The sequence below is a fragment of the Kitasatospora sp. NPDC056783 genome (assembly GCF_042789895.1).
Classification (GTDB): Bacteria; Actinomycetota; Actinomycetes; order Streptomycetales; family Streptomycetaceae; genus Kitasatospora.
Genome location: NZ_JBHUAF010000049.1, coordinates 21444 through 33254, shown reverse-complemented (window position 1 = coordinate 33254; position 11811 = coordinate 21444). Strand labels below are relative to the sequence as shown.

Sequence of the window (11811 nt, the reverse complement as noted above, 5' to 3'; positions counted from 1 at the left end):
CGGCGACCTCGGCCGCGCGGCGCCGGAGCGGCTCGGTCAGGGCGGCCGTGATCGCTGCGGCGAGGCGTTCGGCGGTGAGCTCCTCGAACGGCACCGGCCGCGGGGCGACGCCCAGCCCGTGCAGTCGGGCCGCCCAGAACGGCTGGTCGGCCATGACGGGCACCGGCACGGCCGGGACCCCGGCGCGCAGCGCCGCGCCGGTGGTGCCCGCCCCGGCGTGGTGGACGACGGCGGCCATCCGGGGGAACAGCCAGTCGTGGGGCAGGTCGCCGACGGAGAGCACCCCGTCCCCCGCCGCCTCCAGCCCGGCCCAGCCCGCCTGGACCACCGCGCGCACCCCCGCCTGCCGCACCGCCGACGTCACCAGCTCGCCGAGCCGCGCGCCCTCGCCCGGTGCCATGCTGCCGAAACCGATGAACACCGGTGCCGGACCGGCCTGGAGGAAGTCGACCACCTCGGCCGGAGGCTCCCAGCCCAGCGGCCGGGCGGGCCACCAGAAGCCCGCCACCTCGACCGGCGCCGGCCAGTCCGCCGGGCGCGCCAGCAGCCGGGGGCTGTAGCCGTGGACGACCGGACGGGTGTACCCGAGCGGCTCCGGAGGTGTCGTCCCGGGCAGGCCGAGGCGCTCGCGCATCCGGGCCACGGCGTCCGAGAACAGCCGCGCCGCGCTGTGCACCCGCTCCTGGCCGGCGGCGAGGTTGCCCTCCGGCCCCAGGTCCTCGGCGCCGGCCGGGCCGGGCAGCGGGAACTCCCGGGTGGCGAAGGCGGGCGTGAGGTACGTGCCGAGGACGGGCACGCCGTGGGCCCGCGCCGCCGTCTGGGCCAGCGGCGAGGGGGCGAACGCGGTGAGCAGCAGGTCCGCGCCGCCCGCCACCGCGTCCGCCACGCCGTCGGCGAGCCCGTCCACGAACGTCCTCATCAGCGCTCGGGTCTCCTCCCGGGAGGTCGCCCGGGCCCGGGCGCGGATGAGCTCCTCCGGGTCCCCCGGCAGCAGCCGGTGCTCCAGGCCGCAGGATTCCAGCAGTGCCGCGAAGGCGGGGTGGGCGACCACGGCGACCTCGTGCCCGGCGTCGACCAGGCGCCGGCCCAGGCCCGTGAACGGTGCGACGTCCCCGCGGGAGCCGGTGGTGACGATCAGAATGCGCATGGGGGCGATTCTGCACCGGCGGCCGCTGCCGGTCGCCGGAATTTCCGTGACCACCCGCCAGGCTCGGGGCAGCAGCCCCGCCAGGCTCAGGGCAGCACCGTGCTGCTCGCCAGCACCGCCCCCTGGGCGTCGTACGCGGCGAGCCGGATGCCGTCGACCGGGTACCCGTTCGGACCGTCGGACTTCTTCTCGCTCGGCCCCCACAGATAGCCGGCGGCGAAGCCGGGGTCGCCGGGGAGCGAGGCGACGGTGGCCCAGTACGCCTTGCCGTCCCGCTCCAGGGCCATCCGGGCGACCTTCCCGGGCCCGTGGTAGACGAGGTTGTAGAGGCCCTCCTGGTACTCCGGCGGGTTCCCGTAGTACTGCACGGTGATCTCGGTCGCGTCTCCCGCCCAGGAGTACCCGCCGCACCCCGGGCCGTCCTTGTACGCGGGAGCGTCGTGGATGCAGATCTCCCGGTCCGCCAGCCGCATCCACCAGCCGGGGCGGCCGAGCGGCAGCTGCTGGCCGGGCTCCACCACCACGGCCTCGGGAGCCGGCCCCTCCGGCAGCGTCGGAGGCCGCGAGGCCGGCGCCGCGGCCCGGACCTCGCTCCGCGCGGACAGCACCGCCCCCGTCCCGGCCACGACCGCGAGCGCGGCCACCACGGCCGTCGCCCCCGTCACCATCCGCCGCCGCTGCCGGCGCACGTGGTCCCGGACGGGCCCGGCGGCCCAGTCCGCCACCGCGACCCGGGCCGCCTCCTCCCGCAGCGCGCCGCGCACCATGTCCTCGGTGTCCATCACCTGTCGCCTCCGTCCGTGCCGTCGATCCTCGAACCGGTGCCCGCCGCGTACGGGGCCAGCGCCGGGTGGCCGCGCAGCTTCGCCAGGCCCCGGCTGGCCTGGCTCTTCACGTTGCCCGGCGAGCAGCCGAGCACCTCGGCGACCTGGCGCTCGCTCATGTCCTCCCAGTAGCGCAGGACGACCACCGCCCGCTGACGCCGCGGCAGCTCCGCCAGCGCCTGGATCAGCACCGAGCGCTCCTCGACCCCGTGGCCGCCGCCCGCGGCCGACGCCCGGTCGGGCAGCACGGGCACCAGCAGCTGCCGGACCCGGCGCCGCCGGTGACGGCTCAGGTTGTTGTTCACCAGGGCCCGGTGGACGTAGGCGTCCGGTTCCTCCAGGCGGCTGATCCGGGACCAGTTCCTGAACACCTTGGCGAACGTCGCCTGCACCACGTCCTCGGCCTCGTGGTGGTCGCCCGTCAGCAGGTAGGCGGTGCGCACCAGCCGCGGCCAGCGGGTGGCGGCGAACGCCTCGAAGCCGAGCTCCCGCAGGCCGGGCCCGCTCGTGGAAGCCGGTGCCGGGACGGGCCGGGGCCGGTCCTCCACCGGGATGTGCCATGTGCTCGCGGTCATCCGTTTCCTCTTCGTGTCCACGCGACGACCCGGCCGGACCGTCGCTCTGCCCTACTCACCGCCGCGTGGCCGAAAGGGTTGCACGGCGGCGCCGGGCACCCCGGCCGAGGAGGAGGGCGGGCGGGGAAAGCCCAGGAGGACAGGAGGCGAGGACGGGACAGGGGGACGGCGGGCGAGGACGGCGGACGAGGACGGGACAGGAGGACGGGACACCGCTACCGGACGGCCGGGGCCGCCGGCCACGACGGCGCCCGGTCAGATCGGCAGGTTCCAGCCCGGGCCGTCCTCCTCACCGATCCACACCCGCTGTCCGGCCGCCGAGACGGTGATCCCGAAACCTTCCTGGTGCGGCTCGCCCGCCCGCCGCCACAGCCCCACGGCCTCCTCGACCCGGTCCCACAGCCGCAGCGGGCCGCGCTGGGTGACGGTCCATCCCCCGTCGGCGCGGGGCGTGGTGCGGGCCTGGGAGCCGGTGGCCACGTCGGAGAGGATCTGCGTCCCGCCGCCGCCCATGCGCTCGGCGGAGGGGGCGGCGAGCTGGGCGACCCAGCCGCCGGTCCAGCCGTCGAGGACGGCCGGGTCGATCAGGCTCGGCCGTTCGTCGCCGGGCAGCAGGGCGAGGGCCGAGTGCGGCGGGCGGTCGTGCGGGCGGGCGATCATGAAGCTGGTGTAGCCGGGCAGGAAGCGGCCGGTGGCCTCGCCGGGGCCGGTCACGGTCAGCTCCGCCAGGCCCGAGGCGTAGCTCCAGCCCGACACGGTGACCAGGACGCGGCCGCCCGGCTTCACCTGGTGCAGCCAGGGCAGCGGCAGGTGGCGCACCGAGCAGGTGGCGATCAGCCGGTCGTAGGCACCGCCGTCCGGGTCTCCGCGCAGTCCGTCGCCGACGACCAGGCGGGGCGCGTACCCGGCGGTCCGCAGGGCGGCGGCGGCGCGTTCGGCGACCCGCGGGTCGTACTCGACGCTGGTGACGTTCGCGTCCCCGAGCCGGTGGGCGCCGAGGGCGGTCGAGTAGCCGGTGCCGGTGCCGATCTCCAGGACGCGGTGCCCGCTGTCCGTTCCGAGTCGCTGCCACATCCCCAGGACGAGGGACGGCAGGGTCGAGGAGGACGACGGGGCCCCGATCACCGGCCCGGCGCCCACGTCGTCGGCGCCGGTGCGGCCGTCGAGCTGGGTGACGAGCGTCCGGTCGCCGTAGACGCCCTCCAGCCAGCCGGGGTCCGTCGGCCGCACCGCCCGGTAGGCGGTCGGGTGGCTGCCCTCGACGGGGAGGAAGTAGGACCCGGCGAAGACCTCACGGGGAACCGCCTCGGCCGCCTTGATCCAGACCGGATCGGACAGCCCGCCGTTCTCGGCGAGGCCGGCCGCCAGGGCGGCGCGCAGTTCTCGGGAGGTGCTCATGCGTCGGGGCCTCTCTGTAGCTCGTCGGCGAGGGCGTGGGCGATGCGCTCGGTGATCCCGGGCGGCTGCCACGCCCACTGGCCGTTGGGGTTGCACTCGAGGAAGGACCAGCGGCCGTCACCCGTCACGGCGAAGTCGAACGCCCCGAACACCAGCCGGAAGTGGTCCAGGTAGCCGGCCACGGACCGGGCGACCGGCTCGGGCACGGCGATCGGCGTACAGGCCATCAGGTCCTGGCGGTCGCGCCAGTCGAGGTCCGGGCTGTCGATCCGCACGCCGAACAGCCGGCCGCCGACGGCGGTCACCCGGACGTCGAACGCCTTGGGGACGCGGGCCTGGAACAGGTGGGGGCAGGCCCGGACCGCGTCCGTGATCTCCCCCGCCCGCACCTCCCGCACCCACACCGCCCGAGGCTCCCCGTCGACGGAGTACGGGGTGTTCCACACGGGTTTGTAGACCGCCCCGGCGGGCTGGAGGGACACGAACTCCCGTGCCTCCCGGGGGTCGTTGGTGATCAGGGTGTCCGGGACGGCGAACCCGGAGCGCTGCGCGGCGGCGAGCTGGGCGGGCTTGTGCTCCGCGGCGCGGTTGGCCCACGGGTGGTTGACGTAGTGCGCCCCGGGGAGGGAGGCGAGGACGCCGCCCGCGCCCCACAGCGACTGCGAGGCCGCGAAGCGGCGCTCCTGGCCGTCGAGGTCGGCGGGCCCCTCGTAGGGCGAGGCCCGGCGCACCCACACGGACCCCACCTCGGTGAGGTCGAGCTCGCGGCTCGGGGTGCGCAGGGTGCCCCGCCGGCCGCCCGTACGGAACGAGGCGGTCAGCGAGGTGCCCGTGTGCAGGTCGGTGCCGGGGTCGAGACGGACCACGGGGACGCGCCGTCGCGCGAGGACGCGCAGGACGACGTCCGCGGTGACGTCGTAGGGGTTGGTCAGGACCAGCACCGGCCGTGTGCGGTGGAGCGTCAACTGCCGCTCTGGTCCTGGTCGTAGGACTCGGTGCTGTCGGCGTCCGTCGCGCCGCCCGGTCCGGCCCCGTCGCCGGGGCGGGTGGTGGTCGGGGTGAGCCCGCTGGTGCTGGTGCCGTGGGACCCCAGTTCCACCGTGCGGCCGTCCTCGTCCACGACGACCGCGATCTGCGTCTCCGGGTCGATCACGGGAGTGAGCGCCGGGAGCGGGGCGGTGGTGGCGGTGTACGGTGCCATCCTGCCGATGCCCCACGGTACGGGCGTCTGCGTCATTGCATCCTCCTCGTAGCGATGGTGCCGGTTCACTGGCCAACACTCTGCTGGTGCGCGGAGCCGCTTTCAAGTCCGTCCAGGAGGACGGAATATGCCAGGTTGACGGCGGGCGGCTACGGCGACCTCGCCGGGCGCCACCGGGCGTAGGCGGGCGGGGCGGCCCCGGCGCCGGACGCCGGAGAACCTCTCGCTCCGGTACGCCCACGCCGCGGACCGCACCGGGTACAGCCCGTACCCACAAGGGGGAACGGGGGAGGGCCCTGGCGGCGTGCCCGGCACCCGCTCCCGGCCTTCGCCGGGGGAGGGACGACCGGACGGTGGCGGCGGAACGTCCCTGGTCAGCGGCCCTCGTGAACGCCGCCGCCCGGACGCCGCGTTACGTGAGGAGGAGCGAGAGAGAAGGGCCGGAGGAGCGGCACCGGGCCCGGATCGACGAGGCGCCGGGCGGGCTCGGCCTCACCCGCTGACCGGGGCGACCCCGGGAAAACGCGCAGGCAACCCCGGAGCACCCCTGACGGTTCTTACCTACGGCGGCGCCGGACGCCGCCGTCGAGACGTGGCCGACCGTGCCGCGCCACGTGGAGGAGATGTGACCACCCAGGCCGGCACCCGCCCGCCCACCACCGACACCGCCCACCGCCCCGCGCGCTGGGTGCGCACCAGACTGCGGGCGAGCCCGGCGGCCGCACTGCTCATGGCGGCCCTCGCGTTCGTCACCGTCTTCCTGGCGGCGGCCTTCCCCCGCGTCGCGGACCGGGGCGCCGACACGGCGCTCCAGGACTTCGTCAGTCAGAAGAGCCTCAACCAGACCAGTCTGCGCACCGCCTCCAAGGTCCGCGCGGGCGACGACGCGGCCACGCTCGACCGGGTGCGCGGGCACCTGGCCGAGGCGCTCGGCCGACAGCTGACGCCGGCCCCCGGCGAGGCCTACGGCGCCCGCGCCGTCGCCGCCCGCACCATGGGCAACCCGGGCTACGCCCACCTCTCGGAGAAGCACCCCCTGCCGGACCTCGACCTGCTCTACCTGCACGACCTGGCAGGCCGGGTCACCCTCACCGACGGCACCTGGCCCGCCCCCGGCGCCGCCGCCGGCGGCCCGCTGCCGATCGTGATCAGCAAGCAGGCCGCCGAGACCATCCACATCAAACTCGGCGACGTCATCGACAACGGCGCTGACGGCACCGGCGCCCCGCGGACCACCACCGTGGTCGGCCTCTACGAGGCCAAGGACCCCCAGGACCCGTTCTGGACCGACCTCGGCTGCCCGCTGCGCGCCTGCCTGCGGCTCGACCCCGAGTTCGAACGCTGGACGACCACCGGCTTCGTCGACGGCGCGAGCCTGTCCGCGATGGCCCGGTGGGGTTCGAGCGCCGAGAACTTCTGGCGGCTGCCGGTCGACCCGGCCTCGCTGCACACCGACCGGCTCGACCGCACCCGCGGCGCCGTCAGCTCCCTGCTGACCGGCCCCGACGCCACCGCCCTGGCCGAAGCGACCGAACGCGCCGACCTGCACACCAGCTCGGACCTGCCCGACATCCTCGCCCGGGCCGACGAACGCTACCGGGCCTCGCTGCCGCTCGGCACCATGGGCCCGGCCGGCGTGGCGGGCGTCGCCACCGTGGTGCTGTTCCTGGCCGCCGCCCTCTCCACCGACCGGCGCGCCACCGAGATCAGACTGCTGCGGGCCCGCGGCGGCTCCCTCGCCGGGGTGCTGCGCCGGCTGATCGCCGAAGGCGCGGTCACCGTCCTGCCGGCCGCCGCCCTCGCGACGGCCCTCGCCCTGGTGCTGCTGCCCACCCCCCGCTGGGGCAGCTCGGTGCTGGCGGCCCTGGCCGTCACCCTGATCGCCCTGCTGGCCTTCCCGGCCCGTGCGGCCCTGCTGTGGGCGCGCCCGCGGGCGGACGGCGGCCGGCGTCGGCTGGTCGGCGAACTCACCGTCGTGGCGGTCACCGCGGCGGCCGTGGTGGAACTGCGCCGCCGGGGTGTCGGCACCGGCGCCGGACTGGATCCGATGCTGGTCGCGGCCCCGCTCCTGCTCGCCGTCACCGGCGGGCTCCTGCTGGCCAGGATCGAACCGGTGGTGGTCGGCCGGCTGGCCGCCCTCGCCGGCCGGGGCCGCGGACCGATCGGCTTCCTCGGCCTGGCCCGCGCCGCCCGCGACGGCACGGGCCGCCGCAAGCCCTCCGCGCTGCCGCTGCTCGCCCTGGTGATCGCCGTCACCACGACCGGCTTCGGCGCCACGGTGCTCGACACCGTCGACCACGTCCGCACGCGCGCCGCGCGCATCGCCACGGGCGGGGACATCGGCGTCTCCCTCCCGGACTACGCCACCCTGACCGAGCCGTTCACCGAGGCCGCCCGCGCCCTGCCGGGCGTCCGGGCCTCGACCGCGGTCTGGGCCGAGCCCAAGGCCCGCGTCATCGGCGCCGACCAGCAAGGCACCGACGTCCACCTGCTGATGGTGGTCGATCCGGCCGCCTACGCCGAGATCGCCCGGACGCTCGGCGCCGGCGAGTTCGACCCGGCGAAGCTGACGGCGGCGCCCGGCGGCCGGGACACCCCCGTGCCCGCGCTGGTCAGCCCCGGCCTCGCCGAGCGCCTGGCCGCCGGGTCGAACTCCGTGCGCACGCCCAACGGCAACGACCTGCGCCTGTCCGTCGCCGGGACGGTCGGCGCCACCCCCGCGCTGCCGGACCTCGGCAAGCCCTTCGTCGTCGTCCCCGCCGGCGCCGCCTGGGAACGGCTGCCGGACACCAGGCGGGTGAACAAGTGGTTCGCCGTCGGCGACCTCGACCCCGAAGCGGTCAGGACGGTCCTGCGCGACAACGCCGGAGCCCAGCCCGTCGGCCTCGCCAAGCTGATCGCGGACGAGTCCGAGGCCGTCGGCAAGTCCACCCACGGGCTGCCCACCGGATACACGGTGCACGACAGCCACGAGACCGCCGTCGCACTCGGCGACGACCCGCTGCAGCGCGCCGCCGGGCGGCTGTTCTGGTACGCGGGCTTCGCCGCCGCCGGATTCGCCCTGCTCGCCGTCCTGCTGACGCTGGTGCGGGCCGCGCCCGACCGCACGGCCGTGCTCGCCCGGCTGCGCACCATGGGCCTGCGGCCCCGTCAGGGGCTGGCCCTGATCATGACCGAGGCGCTGCCGCAGACCCTGGCGGCGGCCGTCGGCGGCGGCCTGGTCGCGCTGGCGGCGGTCGCCCTGCTGGGCGGCGCCTTCGACATCTCGACGCTGGTCGGCGCCAGGGTCGGGGAGGCCATCACCCCCGTGCTGCTGCCGGTGCTGCTGCCCACCGCGGGCCTCGCCCTGCTGGTCGGCCTCGGGGTGCTGGCGGAGACGCTGATCGCCGGCCGGCGCCGGATCGCCACCGAACTGCGGGCGGGGGAGCAGGCGTGACGCCGCGCCGGGGGACGAGGCGGCCCGCCGTCGCGTCTCCCGGCACGGAACGGCGGTCGGCCGGGGGCGCCCACTACCGCAACAGGAAGTCGTAGACCGCCTGCCGTCCGGCCGGGTTCGCCGCCCGGTTCTGCACCGAGTGCGCCGCCCCGGGCACGATCACGATCTCCGGGTCGTGCGCCAACTCGGCCGTCTGGTGGATCAGTTCGTACGGTGTGGCCAGGTCGCGGTCGCCGCCGAGCAGCAGCACCGGCACGTTCGGCAGCTTGCGGTGCGCGGGCGGCGCCGGCGGCACCCGCTCGCGCGGCCAGTCCAGGCAGACCAGGAGGCTGCCGAGCCCGGTCGCGGTCGCCGGGTCGTACGGCCAGGTCTGTTCGGCGGTCAGCCGCTGCCGGGTGCGCTCCAGGGCCGCCGCCCGGCCGGCGACCGGGGTGTCCGTGGTGCCCCACGGGAAGCGCGAGTCGGCGCACAGGGCGGCGGAGTGCAGTCCTTGGCTGAGCTCCTCGGCCGGGGCGGCGTCGACCTCCCGGTGGACGAGGTCGAAGAAGTCCTGGAGCTTCGCGGGCTGCCCGGAGGCGGCCTCGTGCAGGATCTCCGGGACGCCGCCGAAGTCCGGGTCGATGAACTCGTAGCCGGTGAGCGCGCTCAGGATCTTCGCCCCGTCGCCGTAGCGGCGCACGGTGGCGGCGAGGTCGGCGGCCGGGTCGGTGGTGCAGCCGGTGGCCCGGCAGGCGGCCCGCAGGACGCGGGCGGTGGCGGGCAGCGCGGCCAGGTCGAGCGGGTCGAGGCCCTGGGGCGACGCCACGGAGTCGAGCACCAGCCGGGCCACGTGCGCGGGGTGGGCGAGCGCGTACCGCTCGGCGACGAAGGTGCCGTACGAGACGCCGTCCAGGGTCAGGCGCCGGTCGCCGAGGGCCTCGCGCAGCCGGTCGATGTCGGCGACGGTGTCCGCCGTGCTGTAGTAGCGGGCGTTCGGGCCGAGGGCGGCGGCGCAGTCGGCGACGGACTGCCTGCGGGGTACGGCGAGGTCGGAGGAGCCCATGTCCTCCTGGAGGCCGGGGCACTGGAGCGCGTGGGCGCCGGTGCCACGCTGGTCGAACATGACCAGCCGGTAGTCCTTGAGGACGGGCTCCAGCTTGCTCGCCATCCGTGGGATCGTCGGCACGCCCGGCTGGCCCGGCCCGCCGGTGAGGAACAGCAGGTCGCCCCTGGGGGCGGCGGTGTTGCCGGTGACGGCCACCGTGAGGTCGAGGGTGCCCGGGGTGGCGCCGCTGTGGTCGAGCGGGACGGTGAGCGTCCCGCAGCTGAACTCGGGGGCGTCCGGGCAGGGCGCCCATCCGGTGATCCCGCCGCCGCCCCGGTCCGACCCGGCGGCGGCGAAGGAGGCCGAAGGGGTGGCCAAGGTCGTGGCGGTGATCACCGCGACGGCGCCCAGCAGGGCGGCGACGCGGCCGCGTGTCCTCGTCATGGGAGTCCTTCCGCTCGCGCACCGCGCCCGTGCTGACGCGGTCACGGAATCAGCCTCGCACCGGTGGACGGAACACGGGACGGAACCGGGCGCCGCCTCCTCGACTTCCTCGACTTCCTCGACCGGCGGTCACACCGTCTCGTCCGGGCTCGCCCCAGTAGTGCCTCGTCATGTGCTGCGCGGGGTCCGGGCAGATCGGCGGTCAGCGCGGATAGGTGCGGAACCGGGCCTTGCGCAGGTGGTTCAGACGGGCGACCGGGTCGCCCGGCCAGTCGTCAGCGCCCTCCTCGTCGAAGTCCTCGGGTACCGCGCGGGCGATCGCGTCGCGCGCCTTGAGCAGGAGTTCCCGGCCTTCCCGCCAGGCCGCGGCGTCCCCGCCGTCCGGTCCGGCCCCCCGGGGCCGCTCGTCCGCCAGGTCCGCGCCGGACTCCAGTGCGTCGGCCAGCCTGGCCAGGCCGTCGCGCAGCACGGCCGCGATCTCCCGCAGGTCGGGATCGTCCATGCCGCGGTAGGACCAGTGGTGGTTCATGGCGTACGCGAAGACCTGCGCGGCGTCGGCCAGTTCGTGGGCGGCGTGGCTGCCGATGGGGCGGCCGAGCTCGGCGGCGTCGTTCATCGGTTCCTTCGGTCCGGGTCACTGGTCAGCCCGGAGACTACCGGCCCGGCCACTTCGGGGCACCGGAATTCAGACGACGTTCTTGTCGATCAGCATCCGCAGCACGTTGACGTGGAGGTCGGGGAAGTCCATCGGCACGATGCCGAACCGCGCGCGCTGCTGGGTGCGGGCGCTCAGGTACGGGTAGACCGTGCGGTCCATCAGCGACTGCGAGCTGGTCTTGGGCCAGTAACCACCCGCGTACGAGAGGAAGTTGACGAACATCTTCGGGTAGGACGGGTTGGCGAAGGCCTTGTCGAACTGGGCGACGATGCGCCGGCCCTTGGTGCCGAGGGGGTCGAGGCCGCCGGTCTGCCAGAGGTCCTGGGTGTCGAAGTAGCCGTTCTCGCCGCTGGACCAGTCGATCAGGCCCCACGGGTTGGCGAAGTCGGCGATCAGGACGACCTTCCCGCGGGCGGTGGCGAGGGTCGGCCACCCGGAGAAGTGGAACAGGCCGCGGTAGCCCAGCGCGTCGAGGTAGTGGTCGACCCTCCGCATGAACTCGGTGTCGTCGAGCGCCTGGCCGCCGGCGCGCTCGTTGCGCAGCCGCATCAGGACGGTTTCTCCGGCGTGGGCCCGGAGGAAGTCGCGGCACTGGTCCAGCACGTCCTGGAGGCGCAGGTGCTGGTAGGCGTCGGAGTGGTAGATCCCGAGTTCGTCGGGCGCGCCCTGGAGGCCGTTGCAGCGGATGTCGAGGAAGCGGACGCCCTCGGTCAGCTGCTGGGGGACGCCCCAGTTCTGGGTGTGCGACCACTCGGTGCCGTAGGCGGGGTTCTCGCAGCAGGAGTCGTGGGTGCCGGGGATGGTGAGGTCCAGCAGGGAGGTGCCGCCGTCCAGGCCGCTCATCCAGCTGTCGGTCGGCAGGCCGCCCGGGGTGGTGGCGCCGGCCGCCGCCAGGGCAGGGCCCGGCAGGGCGAGGCCGGTGGCGGCGGTGGCGGCGGTGGCGGCGAAGGCCGCGCCCCAGGTGAGAAGGTCACGACGTGTGATGCCCATGGTGCGGCTCCCGGCGTCCGTCGGTCGGCTCGTTCGTCCGAGTCGTGCGCCTGTCATTGTGGGGTACGGAGCGGCCACTTTGACAGGTTCACGGCCGATTGTGACGCCCTCGGT

At 75.6% G+C, this 11811-nt stretch carries 10 protein-coding genes; 1 reads left to right on the top strand and 9 read right to left on the bottom strand.

Annotated features, from left to right (window positions below):
- The 6 genes from ACFRMQ_RS10770 to tgmA all read right to left on the bottom strand — a co-directional run.
- Positions 1-1147, bottom strand: a 1147-nt coding sequence (locus ACFRMQ_RS10770) for a glycosyltransferase (protein ID WP_380729210.1), incomplete at its 3' end; no start/stop codon positions are given.
- An 86-nt stretch (positions 1148-1233) separates the two neighbouring features.
- Positions 1234-1932 (bottom strand): hypothetical protein, encoded by a 699-nt coding sequence (locus tag ACFRMQ_RS10765; RefSeq protein WP_380729208.1) that lies wholly within the window; start codon positions 1930-1932, stop codon positions 1234-1236.
- The gene (locus ACFRMQ_RS10760) at positions 1929-2546 is read right to left on the bottom strand and encodes a SigE family RNA polymerase sigma factor (RefSeq protein WP_380729206.1); all 618 of its coding nucleotides are present in this window, start codon (positions 2544-2546) and stop codon (positions 1929-1931) included. The genes ACFRMQ_RS10765 and ACFRMQ_RS10760 overlap by 4 nt, the downstream gene beginning before the upstream one ends.
- 255 nt (positions 2547-2801) lie before the next feature.
- Positions 2802-3944 carry an ATP-grasp peptide maturase system methyltransferase gene (tgmC, locus tag ACFRMQ_RS10755; RefSeq protein ID WP_380729204.1) on the bottom strand — a complete coding sequence of 381 codons (1143 nt, stop codon included), beginning with the start codon at positions 3942-3944 and terminating at the stop codon, positions 2802-2804.
- On the bottom strand, positions 3941-4909 hold the full coding sequence (gene tgmB / locus ACFRMQ_RS10750; protein WP_380729201.1) for an ATP-grasp ribosomal peptide maturase: 969 nt from the start codon (positions 4907-4909) through the stop codon (positions 3941-3943). The genes tgmC and tgmB overlap by 4 nt, the downstream gene beginning before the upstream one ends.
- The gene (gene tgmA / locus ACFRMQ_RS10745; RefSeq protein ID WP_380729199.1) at positions 4906-5181 is read right to left on the bottom strand and encodes a putative ATP-grasp-modified RiPP; all 276 of its coding nucleotides are present in this window, start codon (positions 5179-5181) and stop codon (positions 4906-4908) included. Before tgmA ends, tgmB begins: the two co-directional genes overlap by 4 nt.
- A 589-nt stretch (positions 5182-5770) precedes the next feature.
- On the opposite strand from tgmA, the gene ACFRMQ_RS10740 reads away from it, so the two are divergent.
- The gene (locus tag ACFRMQ_RS10740; protein ID WP_380729197.1) at positions 5771-8581 is read left to right on the top strand and encodes a hypothetical protein; all 2811 of its coding nucleotides are present in this window, start codon (positions 5771-5773) and stop codon (positions 8579-8581) included.
- Positions 8582-8654: 73 nt separating this feature from the next.
- Here ACFRMQ_RS10740 and ACFRMQ_RS10735 read toward each other — a convergent pair whose 3' ends face one another.
- The 3 genes from ACFRMQ_RS10735 to ACFRMQ_RS10725 form a co-directional block, all read right to left on the bottom strand.
- A complete protein-coding gene (locus ACFRMQ_RS10735) occupies positions 8655-10049 on the bottom strand; it encodes an alpha/beta fold hydrolase (RefSeq protein ID WP_380729195.1) in 1395 nt (464 codons plus the stop codon).
- A gap of 202 nt (positions 10050-10251) precedes the next feature.
- On the bottom strand, positions 10252-10665 hold the full coding sequence (locus ACFRMQ_RS10730) for a hypothetical protein (protein WP_380729193.1): 414 nt from the start codon (positions 10663-10665) through the stop codon (positions 10252-10254).
- 69 nt (positions 10666-10734) lie between these two features.
- Positions 10735-11697 (bottom strand): phosphatidylinositol-specific phospholipase C, encoded by a 963-nt coding sequence (locus tag ACFRMQ_RS10725; protein ID WP_380729191.1) that lies wholly within the window; start codon positions 11695-11697, stop codon positions 10735-10737.
- Between the last annotated feature and the right edge of the window lie 114 nt (positions 11698-11811).